The following is a 26524-nucleotide window of genomic DNA, read 5'->3' on the forward strand; positions in this document are numbered from 1 at the left end:
ACCCCGTCGCTGGAAAGAAAATACCCCGATGGTAGGGTCTGCGTAATTTTATGACCCACTGCCCTGAGGAGGCCACATGCCCCGTGGCGCCGTCTCCGCGGTTTGCCTGACCGCCGCGCTGTCCCTCGCCCTCACCGCCTGTTCGTCCTCCTCCGGGCCTGCCCCCGCCGGAAGCGCCGCCGCCTCAGGGGGCTCGCTGGTGGTCGGCGTGACCTCCGACCCCGACACGCTCTTCCCCTGGAAGGCCACCCAGTTCACCGCCGTCAACGTGCTGCAGAACCTGTACGGCACGCTGACCGAGTTCGACAAGGACCTGAACGTGGTGCCCGGCCTGGCCGAGTCGTGGCAGCCGTCCGAGGACGGCAAGAAGCTGACGCTCAAGCTCCGGCAGGGCGTCACGTTCGCCGACGGCAGCGCGTTCGACTCCAAAGACGTCAAGGCGTCCCTGGACAAGATCATGGACGAGAAGACGGCGGCCGTGGCGCGGGCGTCGCTGGCCTCGGTGAAGTCCGTGGAGGCGCCCGACGCGAGCACCGTGGTGCTGGAGCTGACCGGCCCCGACGCCGCGCTGCCCGCCAACCTCGCCACCGTCAACATGGCGATGCTCTCCTCCGACGACACCGAGGAGAAGCTGACCGCCACGCCGAACGGCACGGGGCCGTTCACACTGGGCAAGCGGGTGGCCAGCCAGTCGATCACGCTCACCAGGAACGACAGGTACTGGGGCGCGGAGAAGCCGAAGGTCGCCTCCGTCGAGTTCCGGGTGATCCCCGACGAGTCGTCCATCGTCTCGGCCATGCAGTCGGGCAACGTGCAGCTCGCCGTCTTCAACGACCCGCTCGTCGCGCAGACCGCCGAGGGCGGCGGCACGATCACCGTGACCAAGACGCCGCAGCTCAACTACCACGTGCTCCAGCTCAACGCGCAGCACGGCGACCTCAAGGACGTCAACGTGCGCCTGGCGATCCAGTGCGCGATCGACCGCAAGCAGGTGCTCGACACCGCCGCGCTCGGCGAGGGCGAGGTGACCGGGCCGATCACCGCCCCGGCGTTCAAGTCGGACCCGAACAAGCGGCCCTGCCCGAACCGGGACCTGGCCAAGGCCGCCGAGTACCTCGGCAAGGCCGGCAAGTCCGGCGGCGTGACCGTCAAGACGATCGTGTCGCAGGGCGAGTACGCCACCTCCGTCAACGAGGCCCAGAACCTCAAGGCGCAGCTCGCCGAGGCGAAGATCAACCTGGAGCTGGAGGTGCTGGAGTCGGGCGCGTTCGTGGACCGCTGGGTGGCGGCCGACTTCGACGCCGCCGTCGCGCTGAACGGCGGCCGGCCCGACCCCGACGGCTCCTACGGCCGCTACTTCACCAGCAAGGGCAACCTGAACAAGGTCGCCGGCTACAGCTCCCCCGAGCTGGACGAGCTGTTTGCGCAGGGCAAGGCCACCACCGACCAGGCGGCGCGCAAGGCCGTCTACGACAAGATCGGCGCGGAGCTGGAGAACAACGCCGCCTGGATCTGGCTGTTCGCCGGCTACACCTACACGGCCACGACGGCGAACGTCAGCGGCTTCACGCCGATGGCCAGCGGCTCGCTGCAGTACCTGCGGACCACCGCGGTCCGATGAGGGTGCTGCGCAACCGGGTGGTGCGGCGGGTCGCGGAGACGCTGGGCATCCTGTTCGGGGTGGCCGTGGTCGTCTTCGTGATGCTGCGGGCGCTGCCCGGCGACCAGATCACCGCCGGGCTGGGCACGGAGGCCGCCGCGCTCACCCCGGCCCAGCGGCAGGCGCTGGAGCAGTACTACGGCCTGGACCAGCCGCTGGTCACGCAGTTCTTCTCCTGGCTGGGCAACCTGTTCACCGGCAACTTCGGCTACTCGGCCCGCTCCCAGCAGAGCGTGCTGGAGCTGACGCTGCACGCGCTGCCGGTGACGTTCGAGCTGGCCGTGCTGTCGATCGCGCTGGCGCTGCTGATCGGGGTGCCGCTCGGCATGCTCGCCGCCTCCCGCCCGAACGCGGCCAGGGACGCCGCCGGCCAGGTCGTGAGCCTGGCGGGCCTGTCGATCCCGGCGTTCCTGCTGGCCACGACGCTGCTGTCGATCTTCGCGGCGTCGTTCGGGTTCAACCCGAACGGGCAGGGCTTCGCCACCCTCGTCGAGGACCCGCTGCTCAACCTCCAGCAGATGCTGCTGCCCGCGCTCGTGCTCGGCTTCGGCATCGCCGCGCCCATCCTGCGCACGACCCGCACGGCGGTGCTGGAGGTGCGCTCGAACGACTTCGTGCGCACCGCCCGCGCCAAGGGCGTGCCGGAGCGGCGGCTGCAGGTCAGGCACGTGCTCGGCAACGCGCTCGTGCCGATCGTGACCATGACGGGGCTGCAGTTCGGCTACCTGCTCGGCGGCGCCGTCGTCGTCGAGCAGATCTTCTCCGTGCCGGGCATCGGGCGGCAGGTGCTGCTCGGCATCCAGCAGAAGGAGTACGCGGTGGTGCAGAGCACCGTGCTGGTGATCGCGCTGGCGTTCGTGCTGGTCAACCTGCTGACCGACCTGCTCTACCGGGTGATCGACCCGCGGGTGAGGGCATCGTGAGGCGCAGCCCCGCGGCGATCGCGGGCGTCGTGCTCCTCGCGCTGCTGGCGGTCGTGGCCCTGCTGTCGTACCTGGGGCTGCTGCCCTACGACCCGGTCGCGCAGCATCCGCCGTCGCGCTTCCAGGCGCCGTCCGGCGCGCACCTGTTCGGCACCGACCAGTTCGGACGCGACGTGTTCTCGCGGGTCGCGGCCGGGGTGGGCAACTCGGCGCTGATCGCGGTCGTCGCGGTGGCGTTCGCGACCGTGGTCGGCACGCTCGGCGGGCTGGTCTCCGGCTTCTACCGGGGCCTGGCCGACGGCGCGATCGGCGGCGTGACGAACGTGCTGTTCGCGTTCCCGCCGCTGCTGCTGGCGCTGTCGCTCGCCTCGGTGCTGGACCGCAACTGGTTCACCATCGCCGTCGCGATCGCCATCGTGTACGTGCCCATCTTCATCCGCGTCACCCGCGGCCCCGTCCTGTCGCTGCGGGAGATCGAGTACGTGAAGGCGGCCGTCTCCACCGGCCAGAGCCGCTGGCAGATCATGCTGCGCCACGTGCTGCCGAACATCACCTCGATCATCGTCGTCCAGGTGGCGCTGTCGCTGTCGTGGGCGGTGCTGACCGAGGCGTCGCTGAGCTTCCTCGGCCTCGGAACCCCGCCGCCCGCGCCGTCGCTCGGCTCGATGATCTTCGAGGCGCGCAGCCTCGTGTTCGTCGCCCCGTGGACGCTGATCGCGCCGGGCGTGGTCGTCGTGCTGCTCGTGGTGGGGCTGAACCTGCTCGGCGACGGCCTGCGTGACACCTTCGACCCCCGGAATCGAGGCAGCCGGTGAACAACCTCTCAGAACTGACGACCGAGTCGGCCGATCCGCGCTTCGCCGGCATCGACACGATGAGCGTCGGCGAGCTGGCCGCGACCATGAACGCGGCCGACACGACGGTGCCCGCCGCGGTGGCCGCGGCACTGCCCGGCATCACGGCCGCGATCGAGGCCACGGCCGCCCGCATGGAGGCCGGCGGCCGGCTCGTCTACGTGGGCGCGGGCACACCGGGCCGGCTGGGCGTGCTGGACGCCTCCGAGTGCCCGCCGACGTTCTCCACGCCGCCCGAGCAGGTCTTCGCGATCATCGCGGGCGGCGAGAGCGCGATCGTCGCCCCCTGCGAGGGGGCCGAGGACGACGAGGAGGCCGGGGCCGCCGCCGTGACGGCCGCCGGGATCGGGCCGCTGGACAGCGTGGTGGGCATCGCCTCCAGCGGGCGCACCCCGTACGTGCTGGCGGCCGTGCGGCGGGCGCGCGAGCTCGGCGCGCTGACCGTGGGGCTGTCGTGCAACGCGGGCACGCCGCTGAGCCGGGAGGCCGAGCACGCGATCGAGGTGCTGGTCGGGCCCGAGGTGATCAGCGGCTCGACCCGGCTCAAGGCGGGCACGGCGCAGAAGCTCGTGCTCAACATGTTCTCGACGATCGTGATGGTGCGGCTCGGCAAGACGTACGGCAACCTCATGGTCGATGTGAAGGCGAGCAACGGCAAGCTGCGCGAGCGGGCCGTGCGCATGGTCCGCACGATCACCGGCAGCGGGCGCGAGCAGGCGCTGGCCGCCCTGGACGCGAACGGGTTCAACGTCAAGCAGGCGGTCGTGGCCACGCGCTTCGGCCTGTCGCCGCAGGAGGCGGCGGCCCGGCTGGCCGCGGCCGGCGGGCGGCTGCGAGCGGCTCTGGGGGAGCTGTCATGAAGGTTCTCGGGATGATCTCCGGCACCTCGCACGACGGGATCGACGTGGCGGTGGTGGACTTCGAGCTGGTCGGGAGCGTGCTCGAAGGCCGTCTGGCGCACACCGCGAGCACGCCGTACCCGGATGAGCTGCGGGCGCGGCTGGTCGCCGCGCTGCCGCCCGCGCCCGCGACGCTCGCGGAGGTGTGCGTGCTGGACACGCTCATCGGGCAGAGCTTCGCCGGCGCCGCCGCCGCGGCGATCGAGGCGGCCGGGCCGGTCGACCTGATCGTCTCGCACGGGCAGACCGTCTACCACTGGGTGGAGGGCGCGCACGCGCTCGGCACCCTGCAGATCGGGCAACCCGCCTGGATCGCCGAGCGGACCGGCGCGCCCGTGCTGTCCGACGTGCGGATCAGGGACATCACCGCCGGCGGGCACGGGGCGCCCCTGGTGTCGGTGCTGGACGGGCTGCTGCTCGCCGACCACGACACCGGCCACGACACCGGCCACGACGGCGGCGCCGCCGCCGCGCTCAACCTGGGCGGCATCGCGAACATGACCGTGGTGCGCGGCGGCACCCTGTACGCCTACGACATCGGCCCGGCCAACGCGCTGATCGACGCCGTGGTGACCAGCCGGGGCCTGCACCCGCGCGGCTTCGACGAGGACGGCCGGATCGCCGCGTCGGGGCGGGTGTCGCAGCGGCTGCTGGAGGTGCTGCTCGACGAGCCGTACTACCGGCTGGCGGCGCCGAAGAGCACCGGCAAGGAGCTGTTCCACCTCGCGTACGTCGAGGCGGCCCTGGCCGAGGCCGGGGTGCCGGTGAGCGACGGGGACCTCGTTGCGACGCTGACCGAGCTCACCGTGCGCACGGTCGCCCACGACGTGCGGGCCGCCGGAGTCGGCACGCTGGTCGTCTCGGGCGGCGGCTGCCGCAACCCCGTCGTCATGGACGGCCTGCGCGCCGCCCTGCCCGGCGTGGCCGTCTCGCCGTCCGACGACTACGGCGCCCCCTCCGACGACAAGGAGGCGATCGCGTTCGCGCTGATCGGCTGGCTGACCGCGCACGGCCTGCCCGGCACCGTGCCCGGCGGGACGGGTGCCGCGAGCCCCCGCATCCTCGGCACGCTCACCCCGGGCGCCGGGCCGCTCGTCCTGCCCGCGCCGCTCGCCGATCCGCCCCGCTCCCTGAGGCTGGCATGAACGCGCCACCCGGCCTGATCATGGCGGCCCGCACGCCCTGGTTCGACCTCGACGAGTGCGCCGGACACCGGACGGTCCTGCCGGACGGCACCGGGGCGGCGCCCATGACCATGGACGCCTACCACGACCTCGCCTCGGTGACCAAGGTCGTGGCCACCACCACGATGCTCATCCGCCTGGTGTCGGACCGGCTGGTGGACCTCGACGCGCCGCTGAGCGCGTACCTGCCGAAGTCGTACGAGGCGATCACCGTGCGGGACCTGCTGCTGCACCGCGGCGGCCTGTGGGAGTGGTGGCCGCTCTACATCCAGCCGCAGCTCCCGCCGCCCCGCTACCGGCCCGGCCGCGCCCGCCACTACTCCGACCTGGGCTTCATCCTCCTCGGCCGGATCGTCACACAGGTGACGGGCCTGCGCCTGGACCGGGCGCTGGCCGAGCTGGTCACCCGGCCGCTGGGCCTGACCTCCACCACCTACGCCCGCCCGGCCGGCTCGGAGGTGGCCATGAGCGCCCTCGACGACCGGGCCGAGATGACCATGCTCGACACCGGCCGCCCGTACCCGGTGCCCTACCGCAGCGGCGACTTCGCCCGCTGGCGCACCGGGCCGGTGCTCGGCGAGGTCGCCGACGGCAACGCCTACCACGCCCTCGACGGCGTCGCCGGGCACGCGGGCCTGTTCTCGACGGTGCCCGACCTGCTGAAGTACGGCCTGGCCCTGTCCCGGTACGAGGAGTACGACCACCTGTGGCGGCCGGAGGTCGTCAGGGAGTTCTTCAGCCCGGGCCCCGACCAGGAGCAGGCGCTCGGTTTCCGCAGGTACGCGCTGGAGCTGCCGGGCGAGACCGTCACCGTCCTCGGCCACCCCGGCTACGTGGGCTGCGCGGTCGGGTTCGTGCCCGGCCGGGACGTCGCGCTGGCGCTGGCGAGCAACCGCCTGCTCGTCGAGGGCACGCCGACGCCCACCGACGACCTCTGGACCGCCCTGCTGCAGGACATCGCACACCGAACGGGGACCGCATGAGCCCGCTGTTGGAGATCCGTGACCTGTCGGTCGCCTTCCGCACCCGCGAGCGGGACGTCACCGTCGTCAGGAACGTCTCCATGGAGATCCAGCCGGGCCAGACCGTCGCCGTGGTCGGCGAGTCCGGCTCCGGCAAGTCGACCACGGCCGCCGCCGTGAACCGGCTGCTGCCTGACAACGGCCGCATCACCGGCGGGCAGGTCCTGTTCGAGGGCCGCGACCTGACCACCGCGAGCCGGCGTGAGATGACCGCGATCCGCGGCGCCGGCATCGGCCTGGTGCCGCAGGACCCGATGTCGAACCTCAACCCGCTCATGCGCGTCGGCGACCAGATCGCCGAGGCGCTGCAGGTGCACGGGGTCGCGACCGGCCGGGCGGCGCGGGCCCGCGTGCTCGAGCTGCTCGACATGGTGGGCATCCCCGACCCGGATCGGCGGATCGGGCAGTACCCGCACGAGTTCTCCGGCGGCATGCGGCAGCGCGCGCTCATCGCCATGGGCCTGGCCTGCCGGCCCCGGCTGCTCATCGCCGACGAGCCGACCTCCGCCCTCGACGTCACCGTGCAGCGGCGCATCCTCGACCAGCTCGCCGCGCTCACCGCCGAGATGGGCACGGCCGTCTTCCTCATCACGCACGACCTGGCGCTGGCCGCCGAGCGGGCGGACGTGGTGGCCGTGATGTACCAGGGCGAGATCGTCGAGACCGGGCCCGCCGCCGCGATCCTGGCCGACCCCGCGCACGAGTACACCAAGCGGCTGCTCGGCGCCGTGCCGAGCCTGTCGTCGGTCCGCGTCAGCGCGCCGCCCGCCCCCGCACCCGACCTCGTCGTGGTCGACGGGCTGCGCAAGGTGTTCCCGATCCGGGGCACCGCCGAGGAGTTCACCGCGGTGGACGGGGTGTCGTTCGCCATCCCACGCGGCCGTACCGTCTCGATCGTCGGCGAGTCCGGCTCGGGCAAGTCGACGACCGCGAACCTGCTGCTCGGCCTCGACACCCCCACCGCGGGCGGCATCCGCTTCGACGGCACCGACCTGACCGCGCTGGGCAGGAAGGAGCTGTTCGCCTTCCGCCGCCGCGTGCAGCCGGTCTTCCAGAACCCGTACGCCTCCCTCGACCCCCGCTACACCGTGGAGAAGTCGATCGCCGAGCCGCTGCGCGTGCACGGCGTCGGCACCGCCGCCGAGCGCAGGAAGGCGGCGGCCGACCTGCTGGAGAAGGTGTCGCTGCCGGCCTCGCTCGCGGGACGGCTGCCGCACGAGCTGTCCGGCGGCCAGCGGCAGCGGGTGGCCATCGCCCGCGCCCTGGCCCTGTCGCCCGAGCTGGTCGTGCTCGACGAGGCCGTCTCGGCGCTGGACGTGCTCGTGCAGGCCCAGATCCTGGAGCTGCTCGCCGAGCTGCAGCGGGAGCTCGGGCTCAGCTACCTGTTCATCAGCCACGACCTGGCCGTCGTCCGGATGATCTCGCACGCGGTGCACGTCATGCGCGACGGCCGGATCGTCGAGAGCGGCACCGCCGAGGAGATCTTCGACCACCCCTCCGACGACTACACCCGCGAGTTGCTCGCCGCCATCCCGGGCCGGTCACAGTAGAGAGGTGAAGATCCTCCTCGTTCAACCCCCGCACTGGTCCCCCGACGGTCACGCGAACTTCGACGCGATCGAGGAGCTGCTGGCCGCCCGCGCAGGGGACGTCGTGCTGCTGCCCGAACTCGCGGGCTCCAGCCTGCCCCGCGCCGACTACCTGGCCAGGGTCCGCGCCCTGGCCGAAGGCACGGGCATGACGGTCGTCGGGGGCTCCCACTACGACGGCCCCCTCAACCGGGGCGCCGTGTTCGACGGGCGCGGCACCCTGCTCATGGAGTACGAGAAGGCGCACCCGTATGGGCTGGAGCTGCGCTCCGGCGTGCGCCCCGGCCGTCCCGGCCCCGGCTTCGAGCTGGCCGGCCGCCGCCTGCACGTGCTCCTGTGCGCCGACCTGTGGTACTCCGCCAGCCTGGCCGGCCACGACCGGCTCGACGCCGTCCTCGTGCCCGCCTTCTCCGTCACCCGCTGGGACGGCCCCGCCCCGGCCCGCGAGTTATGGCAGCACATGAGCGTGGCGCGGGCCTACGAGTTCATGACGTACGTGGCGGTCAGCGACTGGCACCACGAGACCACCTACCTCGGCCACCCCTGCGCCGGCGTGACCGGCTTCGCCAACCCGTGCCCGCGCACGCACACCGGCTTCTTCACCGGCCCGCCGGACGCGCCCGTCTCGCTGCACGAGCTGGACTTCGACCGCCTCGACGCCTTCCGCGACGACCGCGGCGAGCGCGGCTTCCGTCAGGAGCCTTGGTAGGGCTGGCCCTACCCCTCACTGGGCCGCGCGCAGGATCGAGCGGGACGGGGCCCGGCCCGTAGCGTCTCTGCCATGACAACCCTCCGGCACCGCCTCGCCACCGACACCCGCTACACCCTGCTCGGCCTGCCGATGGCGGTCGTGTCCTTCGCCGTCGTCGTGGTCGGGATCTCGGCCGGGCTGGGCACCGCGATCGTGTTCGCCGGGCTGCCCGTCCTCGCCGCCACCGCCGCCATGGCCCGGCACCTTGCCGACCTGGAGCGCGTCGCGCTGCCCGGCGTGCTCGGCCGCCCCGTGGCCCGCCCGCCGTACCGGCCCGCCCCGCGCGGGCGGGCCGGCTGCGCCGCACCCTGAACCCGCTGACCAGCGGGCAGGCCGTCATGGACCTGCTGTACGCCATCATCGGCTTCCCCATCGCGCTGCTCGCCTCGATCCTCACCGCCGTCTGGTGGGCCGGCACGATCGCCGGCCTCACCTTCCCCCTGTACGGCTGGTTCATCGCGGCCCTGCCCGGCATGGAGGAGAGCCTGCCCCGGCTGCTCGGGCTGGGCGGCGACGCCGTGACCTTCGTGGTCTTCAACACCGTGGCCGGCGTGCTGTTCGCGCTGACGCTGGTGCCGGTGGTGCGCGGCGCGGCGCTGCTCAAGGCGAGCCTGGCCCAGGCCATGCTCACCCGCGCGCCCTCCGGCGGGATGGTCACCGAGCCGCGCTTCGCGTGAACCGGCCGGTCAGCGCAGGGCGTAGGCGCGGATCACCTCCTGCGTGAGCGTGTTGCCGCGCACGTCCGAGGCGTTCAGGCGGAGCGAGACGAAGCCGGGGCGCGAGCGGTCGAGCGTCGTGCGGTAGGTCCCCTCGCCGTCGGCCCGCAGCCGGGCGGGCCTCCAGGTGGCGCCGTCGTCGTCCGACACCTCCAGCGTGACCTGCTTGATCGCGCTGCGCTCGGCTCCCTCCTGGTGCCGCACGGACAGGGCGAGCCGGCGGGAGCCGGCCTGGTTGCGCAGGTCGACGGGCGCGTCGAAGGTGGCCACCAGCAGCGGCAGCACCGCCGTCCCCCGCTCCGAGTCGAACGTCCACACGCCCCGCGTGCGGGTGGACAGCTTCGCCCAGTCCGCGCCGTTCGCGAGGTCGTACTCGATCCGGTACGTGGCCCGCTCCGGCGGCAGCGTCCCCGACCCCGAGGGCAGGTAGTTCGTCTGCCACATCAGCTCGTCGCCCCGGTAGAGGCGGAAGTCGGTCTTCATGCCGCCCTCGAACGGGCTCGTGTACGCCTCGCCGTAGTTGCCCTGGGCGTCCACGAGGCCCTGCATCGACAGCCGCAGCCGGTCGCCCTCACGGCGTACCGGGTTGCGCGGGTTGGTGCCGGGCAGCAGCGGCTGCTTGAAGACGGTGCGTTCCACCCGCTCCCCCGCCTCGTACGGACGCAGCTCCGGCGACGACACGCCCGCCAGCACGGTGTCGGGGTGCGGCCACATGGTGTTGTAGGAGCGCTCCGGGGCGCCGGCGGAGGTGGTCCAGCGCAGGCCGGGGTCGGGGGTGACGTAGTCGACGCGGGTGCGCGGCGCCTTGGGCATGGGGTGGTTCGTGGAGATCGAGACCTGGTCCCAGGGCTCGAAGGCGTAGCGGGCCTCGTTGAGCGCGCCGCCGCCGGTGAGCTGGGTGTGGTAGCCGGTCTCGATCCTGGCCTGGGACCTGGCGCGGACGACGTACGTGAGCGAGTCGCGCACCCGGCCCTGCTCGCGCAGGTACAGGTCGTACACGTACGGGCTGGCCACGATGCCCTTGGCCAGGATCGGCACCGGCAGGCGGCGCAGCCGTTCGACCAGCTTCAGCCCCTCCTCGTGGGTGAGCCGCACGGTGGGGACGGCCAGCTTGACGCCGCTGCCGCCGGTCGTGACGTCGGTGCCGGGCCGGTCGCTGTAGACGGCCACCATGGCCGCGCCCGCCGCGGCGGCGGCGTTCGACTGCGCGGAGACCGGCACGCCGTCGGTGCGGCGGATAACGGCGAGCTTGCCGCGCAGGTCGCGGCCCTTGATCTCGGCTGTGCTGCCCCGGCCCGCGTCCACGGCGAGGAGCGGGCGGGTGCCGTCGAGGCGCGGGTACTCGGTGGAGAAGTCGCTGAACTGGACGGGGTCCACGTACTCGGGGCTCAGCCGGAGCCCCGGCGTGGAGAAGGCGATCTCCGGGGCCTTGAGCCGCCAGCGGGTGGCGACCACGAACGTGCCCTTGGTGACCTTCCTGGTCGGCTGGACGAACAGCCGCTCCTCGACCTGCCCGCCCGGCGTGATCGTGGTGCCGCCGCGCAGCGCGGTGCCCTGCTCGCCCGCGCGGTACCACATGAGGGCGGCGGCGGCCCCCGTGTTCCGCTTCGTCTCGTGATCGGGGGTCTCGATCTTGACCTCGACGGCCTTGCGGGCGTCCAGGACGACCTCGGTGTTCTCGGTGATCTTCATTTCGGGGTCGCCGAGCAGGCTCTCGTTGAGCGGCTTGCCGCCGGTGGTGCTGTCCTGGCCGGCGGGCATGGTGAAGATGTGGCCGAGCACCGAGTACGTGCCGGGCTTGACGAGCAGGCAGGTGCCGCTGCCGTACCTGGCGTCGGTGCAGGGCTGGGCGGGGTCGCCGGGCAGCACGCGGCCGACCAGGGTGCCCTCGTCCAGGTTCAGGACGGTGAAGCCGCCACGCCCTGGCCGGCCGTCCCTGGCGATGCCGCGCACGCGCAGCTCGACGCGCCTGGTGTCCACGCTCGCGGTCAGCAGGGTGCGTACGCCGGGCGCCGTCAGCTCCTGCCGCACCGTCCCGGCCGCGCCCGCCTTGATCGTCACCTTGGCCTCGGCGGTGCCGCCGGCCGGGACGGTGAGCGTGGCCGGCTCGACCGTGAACGCGTCGCCGGCCGTCAGCGGCAGCTCGGCGGGCGTCCGCCCGAGGTTGTGGTAGCCGATGGTGAGCGTCTTCCGCTCGCCCTCGGTGAGCCGGCCGAAGTTCAGCGAGCCCGCCGACGCCACCACCGAGCCCTTGATGGCGGCGGCCACGTCGATGCGGCCGGCGCCCTGCGCGTCCACCGGGATGTCCCCGCCCGGCCTCGCGGTGGCCATGAGCAGCGACTTCAGCTCGTTCGCCGTGATGCCGGGGCGGGCCTGGCGCAGCAGCGCCGCCGCGCCCGCCACGTGCGGGGTGGCCATGGACGTGCCGGACATCGCGACCCGGCCGCCGCCCGCCTTCGCGGCGGTGATGTCCACGCCCGGCGCGGTCACGTCGGGCTTGACCGCCTGGTCGGCCACGACCGGGCCCCTGCTGGAGAACGGGGCGAGCCGGTCCTGCTTGTCCACAGCGCCGACGGTCAGCGCCTCGGGGGCGTCACCGGGGGCGCCCACGCACGCGTCGCAGCCGTCGTTGCCCGCCGCCACCACGAACAGCGTCCCGTACTGCTCCGTCAGCCGCGAGACGGCCTCGGTGAGCGGGCCGCCCGCCTCGGGGCCGCCCAGGCTCAGGTTGACGACCTCGGCGTGCTCGTCACCGGCCGCCCACTCCATGCCGTCGATGATCCACGAGAGCCGGCCGTAGCCGTCCGCGCCCAGCACCCGCCCGTTGAGCAGCTTCACGCCCGGCGCCACCGCGGACGCCGTGCTCGCGACGTGGGTGCCGTGGCCGTGGAGATCGCCGGTGGTGTTCTCGCCGGTGAAGTCGCGCTGGCCGGCGACCTTCCCGGCCAGGTCGGGGTGGGCGGCGTCCACGCCGGTGTCGAGCACGGCCACGGTGGTGCCGGTGCCGTCGTACCCGGCGGCCCACGCCTCGGGCGCGCCGATCTGCGGGACGCTGTCCTCCAGCACCGGCCGCACCTCGCGGTCCAGCCAGATCTTCGCCACCCCGGCCAGCGGGGTGGCGGCCCGCACCTGGGGCGGCCCGGCCAGCTTGGCCAGCTCCGCCCCGAACGCCGCCGCCTTGTCCGCCGCCACCCGCACGCCCGCGCCGCCGATGCTCTCCAGCGTGCGCACCCGCTCGACGGCCGGCAGCGCCGCCTTGGCCGCGTTCGGCGCGGTGTAGGTGAGGATCAGCGGGATCTCGGCCCCGTAGCCCTGCTCGGCCAGCGCCGTCACGTTGAACAGCGCGCTGTCGAGCCGCTCGGGCACCAGGGAGGCGACGTCGTCGGGGACGACCGTCGTGCCGCGCCCGGTCTCCAGCACCTGGAACGTCGGCACCGTCCCGTCGGGCCTGGGGGCGGGGGTGACCGTGACCGTGCTGTGCCCGCCGTCCACGGCTCGCACCTGCACCCGGTCACCGGTGATCAGCGTGATCTCGCCGCTCGCCGGCTCCGGGGTGAAGGCGGCGGGAGCTGCCGCGTGGGCGCCGGCGCCTGAGAGCGGCGCGGCCGCCATGACGGCCGCGACGGCCACCACCATCCCCCGCCTTAAGCCACGCATGGACGACCTCCCGAGTATCGGTAAGCACGAATACCGAATTCCTAGCCATCCTGAACTGGCCGTGTCTATGTCTGCGGCATGGCCACATCCCGACTTGTCGTAAAGCCGCCACGCCCGAAATCGGCTCATCTACAGTGACCCACCATGGACACAGGCATGCTCGACGTCCCCGGCGCCCGGCTCCACTACGAGGTGCGCGGCTCGGGCCCCGTTCTCCTGGTGCTCCTCGGCGGCAGCACCGACCCGGCGATGGCCGCCCCGCTGGCCGGCCTCCTGTCCGACCGCTACACGGTCATCACCTACGACCGGCGCGGCTACTCCCGCAGCCCCCTGACGGAGCCGTTCGGCGACCGCCCCGTCGAACGGCACGCCGACGACGCCCTGCTCCTCCTGGAGGCGGCCGGCCCGGAGCCCGCTCACGTCTTCGCCACCCACGCGGGCGCCCTGATCGCCCTCGACCTGCTGGCCCGCCATCCTGAACGGGTGCGGCGGCTGGTCGCGCACGAGCCGCCCGTCTACGAGCTCCTGCCCGACGCCGAGCGCTGGCGCCGCATGACCGAGGAGACCCTCGACCTGTTCGCCCGTGAGGGGGTCGGCGCCGCGATGCGCCGGATGGGCGAGGAGACCGGCCTCTCGGTTCCCGGCCCGCCCGCCCCCGGCCTGCCGGAGTGGGTGCGCGACATGCTGACCAGGATGGCGGCCAACGCCGAGCCCAACCTGCGCTACGAGCTGCGGGGGTTCAGCGCTTTCGTGCCGGACGCGGTGGCGCTGCGGGGTGCGCCGGTCGTGCCGGCGTACGGGGCGCAGGACCAGGGCACGGTCTTCCACCGCAGCACGCTGGCGGTGGCCGAGCTGCTCGGCACGCGCGCCGTGGAGCTGCCCGGCGACCACGTCGGCTACCTGCGCGACCCCGGCGCCTTCGCCGAGGCGCTGCACGCCTGCCTGACGCCCTGACGCGCAGTTGTCGATCGGCACGCGCAGGCTCACGCCTGCACCATAATTCGCGTAATAGCCGTCCTACACTGCCGTCACTGTCCAAGCCGACTGCATTAGGGGTGGCCATATCCGGAGAATTTGCCAGGTCGACATGCTGTGCCGGAATACCAGCCTTTCACCGACCCCACTAGGACGTAGCATCACAAGTAAACGGGGAGCGGACTCAAGGGGCACCTTTTGACGGACAGACTCAACGACCGTAGCCACTCGGCGAAAAATATCTTCAAATTGCTATCCGAGCGCGTCGTCGGACAGGATCAAGCTCAACGCGATCTGGCAACGCTGCTCGCGATGCATCTCCAATGGTCGTTGAAACCCGACCCTCACACGGCCCCCAACGCGCTCATCATCGGCCCCACAGGAGTAGGCAAGACGCACGCCATCAGAACGGCGTCGGAGATCCTCAACATACCGCTGGCGATCGTGGATGCCACCCGCCTGACGTCACATGGCCTCGACAGCAGTCTCGACGCGGTGCTCGTCGAACTGATCAGTGCCGCGCGCCGCGTCATCGCCGGCGAACATGGCGCCTCCTCGTCAGAGCTCGACGAACAGAATCTCGCGCGCCGAGGGGTGGTATTCATCGATGAGTTCGACAAGCTGGCCACGCGGGAAAGATCCTCGCACGAACGGAACGAGCTGATCCAGCGACGGCTTCTGCAGTTCGTCGACGGCATGACCGTCGTGCTCAACCCCAGCCCCGAGAACGGCAACCAGGAGATTCTCTTCGACACCCAAGGGCTCCTCTTCATCGCAGCCGGCGCCTTCACCGATCTACTGGATGATCTCGGGCAACGGCCGCTCCGCACGATGGGTCAGATGAAGGAACACAACCGCGTCATTCCGCTTGACATTGAGCGCTATGGATTCATGCAAGAACTGGTGGCTCGGCTGCCCGTCCTCATCGAGTTCAGCAATCTCTCCGAGGACAACCTGGTCGAGATCCTTTTGCGCGACGTCATCGATCCGTCCAAATTCTACGTGCAATACATCAGTTCACTGGGCTCCGAGCTGGTGTTCACGCCCGAGTCCCGCAGATGGGCCGCGTCATCGGCCGTCAGCCTCGAAATCGGCGCACGCGGCCTGCATCAGGTCCTCTTCCCGATTCTGGCCCAACTCAGCCAGAACATCGAAGAGGAGCAAGTGCCGCCGAAGGTCGTCAAGCTCGACATGAACATGATCATGAGGCTCAAACGGCAGATCGAGGCAAAACGCAATGCAAGATGACTCTAACTGGCTTCGCGACATTCAGTATGAGCAGTACCGCGACACGGCCGAAGACCCCGCGTTCATCGAGGCCATCAGTCATGTCGGGCATTTCAATTACCTGGCCGAGACCAACTTCCTCGGCGGCTGGGACGAAGACAAGGAGCGGCGGATCACTTTCCTTCTCCAGCGGACACTGCAGGAGGCTCTGGCGGACTCGGGCATGCACAATCAGTCGATGCTGGAGGCGCGCCGGTTCCGGGACGGGCTCGAATTCGCCTACACGGATCCCGACTACGAGTTCCGCTACGTCATCGACGGGCGGGGGCGCATTCAGCTCTCACGGCCGGCGTCATCCGCTCGCCAGTTCCATGACTGGTACCGCCGTCTCATGCCCATGCTCACCGGCATGATCGTCCGAACGATCGAGATGATCGACGACGAACTGACCGGATTCGAGCGGGACGAGCCAGAGCGCGAGAAGAGTCCTTACAAGAAGAGGCCGCGAGTCATCCGTCTGGAGCGGGCCAGCTTCAACTTCGCCGTAGCGGTGGGCCTGCCATCCGCGACGGACCGCACAGAGGACGACGTCCTGCTCCCGAACGTCCAGATACTCAACCACAGTCTGCTGCGCCGCGTGCCGTCACAACGCGGATCGCTGACGGACCCGTCGACGATCTCACCGCACGAGTTCGGCAAGATCGACTATCAGGTCAATCGCTGGAATGACGAAGAGAGGATTCTGGAGATGTACAAGGTCTCCGCTCCGAGTAACAACTCCTGGCGGATCCTGGTCTTCAATTTCGCTTTCGGCGGCGACACCTACGTGCCCTCCCAGGGAGAGCGCAAGCCGTTCAGCCAGGAGAACTTCCTCACGGGGACCCGCACGGCGGAAGCGTACTTCGAATTCTTCCGGCAACGCTGCCTGTGCGGTTTCATGCGTGATGTGCTCCTCGGCGGTGGAGCGCCGGAGGACGACGCCGCGAATCCGAAGGACCTCCCGCCCTTCTCGTCGATCAGGGGCTGGTGACAGCGCGGCGATGAACGATTGGGCCATCATCCTCGACCCGGACGATCCCGGGGACCGCCGTTTCAGGGTGGGGCTGGGTACCTACGGCGACACCGTTTACCGGGCCGAGAGATTCCGGCCGGTGCTCGTCTTCGGTCCTCAGCGTAGCTACAAGACATCGGGTATCGCGGTGCCGACAATTCTGGAGTGGGAAGGGCCCGCAGTGATCACTTCCGTGCGGCGTGACGTTTTGGATGAGACGTTCGCCTGGCGCGACAGCATGGGGCGAGTAGCGATATTCGACCCGTCGGGCGCTCTCAAGGGGACGCGGTACGAGGCTTACCGGTACAGCTGGGATTGCCTCGACCAGTGCCGCTCCTGGGACGACTGCGTGCGATTGGGCCAGGCATTGACCGAGGCGGGCCGGCTTGGCGGCGTCACCGATGAACGGTTCTGGCACGCTCTGGCGGGACAACTCCTGGCTCCCTTCCTCTTCGCCGGAACCTTGGGCAACCGGACCATGGGTGAAGTCGTCGACTGGATCAGGAGGCAAGAAGAGGCGGACGCGAGATCCATTCTTGAGATCGAGGCGAACGAAAGAGCGTTGGCCTCCGCTGAAAACACGTGGAAACGCCATGAGAAGGTACGGGACAGCGTCTACACGACGGCCAGCTCAGCGCTTCGCGTGTTCGATTACATGGATCTCAGTGTCGACCAGCCGCCATTTCTCGATCTTGACTCCTTCATCGGCTCCCAAGCGGACACTCTCTACATCTGCGCCCCACCGGACGAGCAAGAGGAGTTCCGCCCTCTGTTCACGGGCCTGGTCAGGACGGTCATCCGTTGCGTATACGCGGTCAACGTCAATGCGATCGACGCGAAAAACGACCAGATCAAGGGAGAGGACGGATCACAGCCGACCGTCTCACGCGCGCCTTGCCCTCTCCTGCTCTTGCTGGACGAGGCCGGGAACATCGCTCCACTGGAGAACCTGGGGACGCTCGCCACCACCGCTGCGGGCACGGGAATCCAGTTGGTCACGATATTTCATGATCTCTCACAGATGGAAGGCCTCTACGATCGGTATATCGCTCAGTCGATCGTCAGCAATCATTCAGCCACCATCGTACTGCCCGGTATCAGGGATCAGGCGACTCTGTCCTATCTGGAAGCACTGCTCACCGGCGAGCGGGTCGCCAACACCAGGGAGGGCGCTTGGAACACCCCCCGCCCTATCCGGGGGATGAAGCGCGGTGACGCACTGATGCTCTACGAGAACCTTCGCCCCATTGTTCTCGCACTGAGGTCGAAATTCACGAGCACGGAAATAGCCGACAGGGTCCGATATCGCTGACAGCCCATCGGGAACGCGCACGGGCGAAAGGCTTCAAGAATGACGGATGCGACCCAGCGGACCTCCAAGGAGTGGTCCTCTCTGTATGCCGGGAGACGTTCCGCACAGCTCGCCTTCACCGCATCATTGGCGACCCTCATCAAGGACCTGCTGGTGCGGGCGGGCATCGAGGTCGCGCTGTTGGAGTCGCGGACCAAATCAGTGGCCAGTCTCGAAGAGAAGCTCGCTCGCAAGGGGAAGGCGTACGGCAACCCGCTGGAGGACATCGACGATCTCACGGGAATTCGGATCGTCACGTACTATCTGGAGGATGTCGACGAGGTCGAGAGCATGCTGAAGCGTTCCTTCGATCTCCTGCCCGAACGATGCAGCCGGTGGACAGGCGAGCACCTCGACCGGTTCGGCTACCGATCGAACCACTATGTCCTGAGAATCGGCGAGCATCGTGGTTCACTCGATGAGTGGAGCGAGTTCCGCGACATGCTCGCCGAGGTTCAGGTCCGCACGGCCCTGCAGCACGCTTGGTCTGCGATCAGCCACAAACTGGCGTACAAACGCGAGGACAGTGTGCCGAGGCCGCTGCGCCGCCGCCTCGCCATGCTCAGCGCGCTTTTCGAGCTCGCTGATGAACAGTTCTCCGGGCTGCGTGCCGACACGGATCGGCTACAGGGGACGTACCAGCGTCAGGTCCGTGACCGTCGCCTGGACATCAGCATCGACCCGCTTTCCATTGCGGCGTTTCTCTCCGACGTTGATGTTTCTCGCAACCTGTCCGCACAGGTTCGCGAGGCCGGCTGGTCCGTCGACGGCGAAACCGTCTCCGAGGAGCAACTCAGACAGGACAGGACCGATCTGGTGACCGTGGCGGACCTCCTCGGCTTGGCGACCATCCAGGATCTTGAAGGGGTCCTGGCGGGACAGACCGTACCGCTCGTCCTGGAAGCCTTGCGGGAAGTGCAGGAGAAGGCCGGTGAAAAGGCGGAGACTTCGCTGGAGGATCTCCTCGCCCGCCTCCTCATCGTGTCGGCGCGAACCATTCCGGATGAGGCACTTGACATCTACGCCACCAAGATCGAGCGGGGAATCCGCGCCGTGCACCGCACCTTTCATTCTTCCCGAGAGGCTTCGTGATGGATGCTGCGCTGCTCGCCGGCATCTTCGCCCTCTTCGGCGTTGCCCTACAACAGACCTTTTCTCTCCTTTCGGCCAGGATCACCCAGCAGCAGCTGATCAACCAGGGCCGCCGGCAGGAGCATCGAGAACTGTACGGGCGCTATCTCGCTCAGGCGAGAAGGGTGCAACGGCTCCTCAAGGAGCTGAGCCGATCTCCAGCTGTGCAGAACGAGGACGGTCGCGAACGCGCTTCGGCGGAGCTCGACATCCTGGCCGAGATCACCGCGGAGATCAGACTCGTGGCCCCCGGCAAGGTTGCGGCCGCCGTCGTCGATCTTGAGGATTCCATGCGACGGCATCTGCGTGACGGCGGTGATCTGCCTGACGGACTTCCGCTCGGCCCTGTGATCACCATCCTCAGCGCCGATCTGGCGCATATGTGAAGCGACCGAACCAGCAGGGAGCTCATCGTGGAGCAGACTCCCCAATCGGCAATTCAAGCCCTACTGGATGAAAGCGCCAGGCTGGAGGGCCCTGAGGCACCACTCCGCCGGTGGTGGTGGCTGGCCCTCCGCGTCGGCCTATGCCTGGGCATGGAGAGCTCCGAGGTCCGGACCAGCGTCCTGGCGAAGAGTTGGGGCGGCACAACCCTGGGACGGAGCTCCGCTGATGCCCTCCAACGCGAACTCACAGGCATGCGGATCGCCATCGTGGTGAGTTTCGACCGGACGTCCTCCGCCGAGCTCGTCACCAACCTCCGCGCCTTCCTGACTCGGCCGGATCACCCGTTGGAGACGGCTCTCGTGGTCACCCGGCAAGGGCCACATGTTCGGCTTGACACCGTTCTGGTGCGTGAAGGCTCCGACTGCCAATCCCTCGTAACGGAGCTCTACGGTAAGGCGGCCGCGCGATTCGAGGAAGTCCGAGCCTCCCTGCCCGAGGATACGAAACCCCCGTTGCCCTCCAGCCGGCGGCCGGCAGCCGAACCGATTCCCGCGGGAACGTGGCTGGTGCCCACCGGCACCGGGACACAGTGGGATTGCGCGGGCGTCTGGATCGACGCCGGCCTGCTCGGCGAAGGCATTCCGGCCGTGGGTGATTGGACGGTGTTCGTCCGGTACGGCGTCGAAGGCCTGACACATGCGGTGACCGCGGTCGCGCGCGTCCGTGAGGTGAACCTTGCCATCGGCCCGCTACGCTTGGAATTCGACCGCCTCGCGGTCCCAGACGGAAGTGCGGACCTTACGCTCTCCGCCTTCGATCCTGGTATGACGCTGGAAATCGTTCCCTTGACCTGGAGTCAGGCCACTTCGGCTTTCGCTGCTCAATCCATCCGGGAGCCGGACCTACTCGCCGGTGCCTCCTTCACCCCGGCGGACCTGATCCTCGATCTCGTGAACGGGGCCTACCCGAAGAACCTCCTCTTTAGCGTCGTGAGCTCGCTGCGGCGCGGGCGTCATCTCTTCATCGTCGGCCCGAAGGGATCCGGAAAGTCCAGGCTTGCCCGCGGACTGGCGCAGAGCGCCTGGCGCGCTTGGCTCAATCGCGGATACCAGATCCTGAGCGGTGCCAGCTACTGGAGCCTGGAGACAGCACTGGGGCCAGCCGAAGACGGCATATCCATTCCGTCCTCGTCCCCCGCACCGGAATGCGGGCCGTTGCTTTTGGCCGTCCAAAGTGATCACTGGGTTATCGTCGAGGACCTGGGCTGCGAGGATGCCGAACATGCGCTGCCCGTCATCGAAGCCGCCATGGCGAGGTCCGAAGCCCGCACCATCTTCGGACCGGCTCGCCGACCGACCCTGATGTTCAACGGCAAGTCCGATCAGCGAGGATTCTCTGTTCAGCGAGAAGGCTGGTGGCGGGTGACAGTGACATCGCCTGATGCGCTGGAAGAATTCTCGCCGCGAACACGCAAGGTGATCCATCGGTTCTTCGACGTCGTCGACGTGCAGGACCCGCACGGGCCCGTCGTGCCGGCGTTCCGTCTCCAGGACGTCATGCATCCGGAGTTGGCGACACTCTTCTCCCTTCGTCTCCGGGCCGCCGGCGGCGACATCACCATGGGAAACGTGGAGCCGGCGATCGCTTATCTCAACGACCGTCTGGCCTTGGCCGGCCACACGGACGCCCCACTGGATCTGCCTGGTCTCGTTGAGGAGGCGATGGCCATTCTGCGTTCCTGAGCCGGCACGACTCCGGTCGTCGCACCTGGCCGGAGAGCCGGAAGGATCTCACCTCCCAGCGCACGATCCGACGCACGCTCAGGGTTGGCCGGCGGGCCGGCGCATCAGCTCGGCGTCGATCTGCGGCTGCACCGGGCCGGAGACCGGCGTGACGTTGGCGCGCAGCACCAGGCCGAGCACCAGCGACAGCACCGTGACCGCGGCGCCGATCTGGTCGGCGGTGAACTCCAGGCCGAAGCCCGCCACGGCGGTCATGAGCGTGGTCACCGCGCCCGTCAGCGCCGAGACCACGATGGGCCGGGTCATGACGGTGACGACGATCGACACGACGGCGCTGGCGATGGTCGAGATCGCGGCGACCTGCACCTGCGACAGGCCGAGCCCGAACGCGACCAGGAGCGCGACGAGCGCGTTCACCATGAACAGGATGACGGCGGGCTCCTGGCCCAGGATGGTGACCTTCTTCACGACGCCCCTCCTACGAAAGAGCCGTAGAACCGAGCGTGAACCGATCCCCGTCAGGAGTCCAGGGTGATGCCTTCGCGGCGCAGGTCCTCGACGACGCCGTCCACCAGGCGGGTGGCGACGGTGTGGTGGAGCCGGCCGTGCTCGCGCAGCTCGCGGACGGCGGGCACCGGGTCGGGGTCGGCGAACAGGCGCTCGTCGGAGTAGTCGACGGGGCGGCCGGTCGGGTCGACGGTCCACCAGGAGGCTTCGAGGGCGATGCCGTTGGGGTCGCTGAAGTAGATGGAGCGCAGGAAGCCGTGGTCGACGACGTCGGTCACCTCGCAGCCGTGCGCCTTGAGCCGCTCGCGCAGCCGCAGCAGCGCGTCCTCGTCGGGCAGGTGCAGCGCGAGGTGGTCGAACTGGGCCGCCTTCGCGTACGGGACGCCGGCCGGCTTGGCGAAGCGGTCGAGCTCCTGGCCGGTGTACTCGAAGAAGGCGACGGTGTTGCCGGTGCCCACCTCGAAGAAGTAGTGCTTGAAGGCGGGGACGGCGAGGGTGGTGACGAGGCGGGCGTCGAGCACGCCGTGCCAGAAGCGCACGGTGGCGTCCATGTCCGCGGTCACGAGGGCGAGGTGGTGCACGCCGCGCCAGTGCACCGTTTCCGGGGTCGCAGCCATGCGTCAACCGTACGCCTTTCAACTATCGCGGGTAAGGGACATTGCCGTGGCGGCGACAGGGTGCTTAACGTGCTGTTGGCCACTACTTGACCGATAGGAGCCCTGCCTGATGCATGACGACCGCGATCTGGTCGAAGCCCGGCTGAAGCGCGTACTGAACGAGCGGATCCGCCCGGCGATCTACCCCGAGTCCGTCCCCCTGGAGGTGGCCGTCTGGCACGCGCCCGGCGAGCCCGTGCCGGTGGCGGAGGGGCTGGCGGCCGAGCCCGAGCCGATCGCGGTGGGGCAGGCGTGGGGCGCGCCCTGGGGGACGAGCTGGTTCACCGTCACCGGCACCGTCCCCGTGGAGTGGAGCGGCCGGATCGTGGAGGCGATCCTGGACATCGGCTTCGACGCGGACCGGCCGGGCTTCCAGTGCGAGGGCCTGGTCTACCGGCCCGACGGCACGCCGGTGAAGGGCCTCAACCCGCGCAACCAGTGGGTCCGCGTCGCCGAGCCGGCCGAGGGCGGCGAGCGGGTGCGGCTGCACATCGAGGCCGCCTCCAACCCGATCATCCTGGGCCACGACGCGTTCCGGCCGACGCTGATGGGCGACAAGGAGACGGCCGGCAGCGACCCGCTGTACCTGCTGACCCGCATGGACCTGGCCGTCTTCGACAAGACGGTGTGGGAGCTGGTCATGGACCTGGAGGTGCTCGGCGAGCTGATGCTGGAGCTGCCCGTGGACAGTGGCCGCCGCTGGGAGCTGCTGCGCGCGGTGGAGCGGGCGCTGGACGCGGTGGACCTCCAGGACGTGAACGGCACCGCGGCGGCGGCCAGGGCGGAGCTGGCCGGGGTGCTGGCCGCGCCCGCGGTGCCGTCGGCGCACCGGATCAGCGCGGTCGGGCACGCCCACATCGACTCGGCGTGGTTGTGGCCGCTGCGCGAGACCGTGCGCAAGGTGGCCCGGACGACGGCCAACATGACCGCGCTGCTGGAGGACGAGCCGGACTTCGTGTTCGCGATGTCGCAGGCCCAGCAGTGGGCGTGGGTCAAGGAGCACCGGCCCGAGGTGTGGGCGAAGGTGACCAAGGCGGTGGCGGCGGGCCGGTTCGTCCCGGCGGGCGGCATGTGGGTGGAGTCCGACACGAACATGCCGGGCTCCGAGGCGATGGCCCGGCAGTTCGTGCACGGCAAGCGGTTCTTCATCGACGAGTTCGGCGTGGACAACGAGGAGGTGTGGCTGCCGGACACGTTCGGGTTCGCGGCCGGGCTGCCGCAGATCATCAAGGCGGCCGGGTCGAAGCGGCTGCTCACGCAGAAGATCTCGTGGAGCCAGACGAACACGTTCCCGCACCACACGTTCCTGTGGGAGGGCATCGACGGGACGCGCATCTTCACGCACTTCCCGCCGGTCGACACCTACAACTGCTCGATGCACGGCGGGGAGCTGGCGCACGCGGCCCGCAACTTCAAGGACAAGGGCACGGCCCGGCACTCCCTGGCCCCGACCGGCTGGGGCGACGGCGGCGGCGGCACGACGCGGGAGATGGTCGCCAAGGCGGCCCGGGTACGCGACCTGGAGGGCTCCCCCATGGTCACGTGGGAGACGCCGGCGGAGTTCTTCGCCAAGGCCGAGGCCGAGTACCCGCAGCCGCCCGTCTGGGTCGGCGAGCTCTACCTGGAGCTGCACCGCGCCACCCTGACCAGCCAGGCCAAGACCAAGCAGGGCAACCGGCGCAGCGAGTCGCTGCTGCGGGAGGCCGAGCTGTGGGCCGCGACGGCGGCGGTGCGGGTGAACGTTCCCTACCCGTACGAGCGGCTCGACCGGATCTGGAAGACGGTGCTGCTGCACCAGTTCCACGACATCCTGCCGGGGTCGTCGATCGCGTGGGTGCACCGGGAGGCGCGCAGGACGTACGAGAGCGTGGCGCGGGAGCTGACCGAGATCATCGACGGCGCGCAGCGGGCGCTGGCCGGGCAGGGCACGGGCGAGCTGGTCTTCAACGGCGCCCCGCACGCCCGCCGCGGCGTCCCGGCCGGCGGCGCCGCTCCCGCCGTGCCCGCGTCCAAGGCCGAGGCGCGCCCGCGCGAGGGCGGCGGCTTCATGCTGGAGGACGAGCGGCTCCGCGTGGAGATCGACGGCCGCGGCCTGGTCGTGTCCGCCTTCGACCGGCGGGCGGGCAGGGAGGCGGTCGCGCCGGGCCGCGCGGCGAACCTGCTCCAGCTCCACCAGGACTTCCCCAACAAGTGGGACGCCTGGGACGTGGACGCGTTCTACCGCCACACGGTCACCGACCTCACCGACGGGGAGGTCCGGGCGGACGGCGGCACGGTCGTGGTGACGCGCACGTTCGGCGGCTCGGCGGTGACGCAGCGGCTCACGGTCACGGACGGGCGGCTGGAGATCGACACGGAGGTCGACTGGCACGAGACCGAGAAGTTCCTCAAGCTCGCCTTCCCGCTGGACGTGCGCGCCGACCGGTACGCCTCGGAGAGCCAGTACGGCCACGCCTTCCGCGCCACCCACACGAACACGAGCTGGGAGGCGGCCAAGTTCGAGGCGTGCAACCACCGTTTCGTGCACATCGAGGAGCCCGGGTGGGGCGTGGCGGTGGTCAACGACTCGACCTACGGCCACGACGTGACCCGCGAGGTGGACGAGCACGGCACGACCACGACGCTGCGCGTCTCGCTGCTGCGCGCCCCGCGCTTCCCGGACCCGGAGACCGACCAGGGCACGCACCGCTTCCGTCACGCGCTGGTGCCGGGCGCGACGATCGGCGACGCGGTGCGCGAGGGGTACTTCATCAACCTGCCCGAGCGCCGGGTCACCGGGGACACGCCGGTGGAGCCGCTGGTCACGGTGGACGACGACGCCGTGGTGGTGACGGCCGTGAAGCTGGCCGACGACGAGAGCGGCGACGTGGTCGTCCGCTTCCACGAGTCGCGGGGCGGCCGGGCGCGGGCGACGCTGCGGGCCGGCTTCCCCGTCGCCGAGGTCGTCACCACGGACCTGCTGGAGCGGCCCACGGGCGAGCCGCAGCGGCCGGGAGGTGAGATCCCGGTGACGCTGCGCCCGTTCGAGCTGGTCACCCTGCGGATCAGGCGCGCCTGACCTAACCGCTGACCAGCGTGCCCAGGCGGGGCGCGTACGTGGCGTGGAAGACCAGCGAGGCCGCGCCGATCGCGGCGGCGTCGGCCGCGATCGGCGAGGTCTCCACCCGCACCGCGTGCAGCCGCCTGGCCAGCGGCCGCTCGGCGACGGCCCGCGCGATCACCTCCCGGTAGATCTCCCCCACCTCCCGCAGCGCGGGCCCGCCGAGCACGAGCAGGTCGATGTCCAGCATGTTGACCACGCTGACGGCGGCGTCGGCGAGCCGCTGCGCCACCCGCTCGATCACCCGGCGGGCGGCCGGCTCGCCGCTCGCCGCCGCCGCGCAGATGGCGGCGTGGTCGGCGCCGGTGCCGAGCGCGGCCTCGATGGCGCTCGGGCAGCACACGGCCTCCACGCACCCCCGGTTGCCGCAGTAGCACTCGGGCCCTTCCGGGTCGACCGTGATGTGCCCGAACTCGGCGGCGTTGAGCGAGCTGCCCCGGTAGACCTGGTTGTCCAGGATGAGCCCGCCGCCGATGCCGGTGCCGAGGTAGAGGTAGGCCAGGCCGGGGGCGGAGCGGGCGATGCCGGCCCAGCGCTCGCCGATGGCCGCGGCCGTGGCGTCGTTGTCCACGGTGACGGGGAAGCGGGTGTACTCCTGGAGCAGGCCCTTGATCGGCACCCGGTCCCAGCCGGGCAGCCGGGGCGGCGAGACCATCACGCCGTCGGCGTCCAGCGGCCCCGGGCAGGCCAGCCCCACGCCGAGCACCTTGCCGTCGGGCACGCCCGCCTCACGCAGGATCCGGCGGGCCGCCCTGGCCATCGTCCGGATCACCGCGTCGGGCCGGACGCCGGGCCGCTGCGGCAGGTGCAGCCGGGCGAGCGGCCGGCCCGCGAGGTCGGCCAGCACGATCGAGAGCTCCTGGGGGTCGAAGTGCACGCCGACCGCGTACCCGGCGCGGGCGTCGACCCGCAGGATCGTGCGCGGCTTGCCGCCGCTGGACGGCGCGGAGCCGTCCTCGACGACCAGCCCCTCCTCCAGCAGCCGGCGCACGATCACCGAGACGGTCTGGGCGGTGAGCCCGGTCACGGCGGCGATCTGCACGCGGCTGATCCCGTCGGACGCCGCGATGGCCTCCAGCACGACGGCGCGGTTGTAGCTGCCTACCTTGGGCAGGTTCGTGCCCTGGTACATGTGAGCAATG

At 70.4% G+C, this 26524-nt stretch carries 21 protein-coding genes and 1 pseudogene; 18 read left to right on the forward strand and 4 right to left on the reverse strand.

The window, feature by feature from the left end; genetic code table 11:
- Window positions 1–76 precede the first annotated feature (76 nt).
- From KIS93_RS14875 to KIS93_RS14920, 10 genes and pseudogenes are all read left to right on the forward strand, one after another.
- Window positions 77–1621, forward strand: coding sequence for an ABC transporter substrate-binding protein (locus KIS93_RS14875; RefSeq protein ID WP_080037012.1), 1545 nt, complete (start codon window positions 77–79; stop codon window positions 1619–1621).
- Window positions 1618–2583, forward strand: a complete 966-nt coding sequence (locus tag KIS93_RS14880) for an ABC transporter permease (RefSeq protein ID WP_080037011.1) — start codon at window positions 1618–1620, stop codon at window positions 2581–2583. Before KIS93_RS14875 ends, KIS93_RS14880 begins: the two co-directional genes overlap by 4 nt.
- The gene (locus KIS93_RS14885; protein WP_230466001.1) at window positions 2580–3398 is read left to right on the forward strand and encodes an ABC transporter permease; all 819 of its coding nucleotides are present in this window, start codon (window positions 2580–2582) and stop codon (window positions 3396–3398) included. The genes KIS93_RS14880 and KIS93_RS14885 overlap by 4 nt, the downstream gene beginning before the upstream one ends.
- The gene (murQ, locus tag KIS93_RS14890) at window positions 3395–4297 is read left to right on the forward strand and encodes an N-acetylmuramic acid 6-phosphate etherase (RefSeq protein ID WP_080037010.1); all 903 of its coding nucleotides are present in this window, start codon (window positions 3395–3397) and stop codon (window positions 4295–4297) included. The genes KIS93_RS14885 and murQ overlap by 4 nt, the downstream gene beginning before the upstream one ends.
- Complete coding sequence (locus tag KIS93_RS14895) at window positions 4294–5481, forward strand: anhydro-N-acetylmuramic acid kinase (RefSeq protein WP_080037009.1); 1188 nt, start codon at window positions 4294–4296, stop codon at window positions 5479–5481. The genes murQ and KIS93_RS14895 overlap by 4 nt, the downstream gene beginning before the upstream one ends.
- The gene (locus tag KIS93_RS14900; RefSeq protein ID WP_080037008.1) at window positions 5478–6503 is read left to right on the forward strand and encodes a serine hydrolase domain-containing protein; all 1026 of its coding nucleotides are present in this window, start codon (window positions 5478–5480) and stop codon (window positions 6501–6503) included. Before KIS93_RS14895 ends, KIS93_RS14900 begins: the two co-directional genes overlap by 4 nt.
- Entirely contained in the window at window positions 6500–8092 is a 1593-nt protein-coding gene (locus tag KIS93_RS14905) for an ABC transporter ATP-binding protein (protein ID WP_080037007.1), read from the forward strand. Before KIS93_RS14900 ends, KIS93_RS14905 begins: the two co-directional genes overlap by 4 nt.
- A 4-nt stretch (window positions 8093–8096) precedes the next feature.
- Entirely contained in the window at window positions 8097–8840 is a 744-nt protein-coding gene (locus KIS93_RS14910; protein ID WP_080037006.1) for a carbon-nitrogen hydrolase family protein, read from the forward strand.
- Between the two features lie 72 nt (window positions 8841–8912).
- Complete coding sequence (locus tag KIS93_RS67465; protein ID WP_186404241.1) at window positions 8913–9194, forward strand: sensor domain-containing protein; 282 nt, start codon at window positions 8913–8915, stop codon at window positions 9192–9194.
- Window positions 9161–9559: pseudogene (locus KIS93_RS14920) on the forward strand (sensor domain-containing protein); the annotation flags it as partial. The gene KIS93_RS67465 and the pseudogene KIS93_RS14920, both read left to right, overlap by 34 nt.
- A gap of 9 nt (window positions 9560–9568) precedes the next feature.
- Here KIS93_RS14920 and KIS93_RS14925 read toward each other — a convergent pair.
- On the reverse strand, window positions 9569–13255 hold the full coding sequence (locus tag KIS93_RS14925) for a S8 family peptidase (RefSeq protein ID WP_080037004.1): 3687 nt from the start codon (window positions 13253–13255) through the stop codon (window positions 9569–9571).
- Between the two features lie 144 nt (window positions 13256–13399).
- Between KIS93_RS14925 and KIS93_RS14930 the strand changes: the two genes are divergently transcribed.
- The 7 genes from KIS93_RS14930 (at window position 13400) to KIS93_RS14960 (ending at window position 21119) form a co-directional block, all read left to right on the forward strand.
- Window positions 13400–14209 (forward strand): alpha/beta fold hydrolase, encoded by an 810-nt coding sequence (locus KIS93_RS14930; protein WP_080037003.1) that lies wholly within the window; start codon window positions 13400–13402, stop codon window positions 14207–14209.
- A 219-nt stretch (window positions 14210–14428) separates the two neighbouring features.
- Window positions 14429–15478, forward strand: a complete 1050-nt coding sequence (locus KIS93_RS14935; RefSeq protein WP_155126567.1) for an AAA family ATPase — start codon at window positions 14429–14431, stop codon at window positions 15476–15478.
- Window positions 15468–16487 (forward strand): hypothetical protein, encoded by a 1020-nt coding sequence (locus KIS93_RS14940; RefSeq protein ID WP_186404242.1) that lies wholly within the window; start codon window positions 15468–15470, stop codon window positions 16485–16487. The genes KIS93_RS14935 and KIS93_RS14940 overlap by 11 nt, the downstream gene beginning before the upstream one ends.
- A gap of 10 nt (window positions 16488–16497) precedes the next feature.
- A complete protein-coding gene (locus KIS93_RS14945; RefSeq protein ID WP_186404243.1) occupies window positions 16498–17820 on the forward strand; it encodes a type IV secretory system conjugative DNA transfer family protein in 1323 nt (440 codons plus the stop codon).
- A gap of 39 nt (window positions 17821–17859) precedes the next feature.
- Window positions 17860–18951 (forward strand): GTP pyrophosphokinase, encoded by a 1092-nt coding sequence (locus KIS93_RS14950; RefSeq protein WP_080037000.1) that lies wholly within the window; start codon window positions 17860–17862, stop codon window positions 18949–18951.
- Window positions 18951–19376: a hypothetical protein gene (locus KIS93_RS14955; RefSeq protein WP_155126564.1), complete on the forward strand. Its 426-nt coding sequence runs from the start codon at window positions 18951–18953 to the stop codon at window positions 19374–19376. Before KIS93_RS14950 ends, KIS93_RS14955 begins: the two co-directional genes overlap by 1 nt.
- A 252-nt stretch (window positions 19377–19628) precedes the next feature.
- Window positions 19629–21119 carry a P-loop NTPase family protein gene (locus KIS93_RS14960; protein WP_155126561.1) on the forward strand — a complete coding sequence of 497 codons (1491 nt, stop codon included), beginning with the start codon at window positions 19629–19631 and terminating at the stop codon, window positions 21117–21119.
- A gap of 78 nt (window positions 21120–21197) precedes the next feature.
- Here KIS93_RS14960 and KIS93_RS14965 read toward each other — a convergent pair whose 3' ends face one another.
- Both KIS93_RS14965 and KIS93_RS14970 read right to left on the reverse strand, forming a co-directional pair.
- Entirely contained in the window at window positions 21198–21587 is a 390-nt protein-coding gene (locus tag KIS93_RS14965) for a hypothetical protein (RefSeq protein WP_080036997.1), read from the reverse strand.
- A 50-nt stretch (window positions 21588–21637) separates the two neighbouring features.
- Window positions 21638–22243: a VOC family protein gene (locus KIS93_RS14970; RefSeq protein ID WP_080036996.1), complete on the reverse strand. Its 606-nt coding sequence runs from the start codon at window positions 22241–22243 to the stop codon at window positions 21638–21640.
- Between the two features lie 109 nt (window positions 22244–22352).
- Between KIS93_RS14970 and KIS93_RS14975 the strand changes: the two genes are divergently transcribed.
- Window positions 22353–25340 (forward strand): alpha-mannosidase, encoded by a 2988-nt coding sequence (locus tag KIS93_RS14975; RefSeq protein ID WP_080036995.1) that lies wholly within the window; start codon window positions 22353–22355, stop codon window positions 25338–25340.
- A gap of 1 nt (window position 25341) precedes the next feature.
- Here KIS93_RS14975 and KIS93_RS14980 read toward each other — a convergent pair whose 3' ends face one another.
- Window positions 25342–26514, reverse strand: a complete 1173-nt coding sequence (locus KIS93_RS14980; RefSeq protein WP_080036994.1) for an ROK family transcriptional regulator — start codon at window positions 26512–26514, stop codon at window positions 25342–25344.
- Window positions 26515–26524 lie beyond the last annotated feature (10 nt).

Source organism: [Actinomadura] parvosata subsp. kistnae (assembly GCF_900323885.1).
Taxonomy (GTDB): Bacteria; Actinomycetota; Actinomycetes; order Streptosporangiales; family Streptosporangiaceae; genus Nonomuraea; species Nonomuraea composti.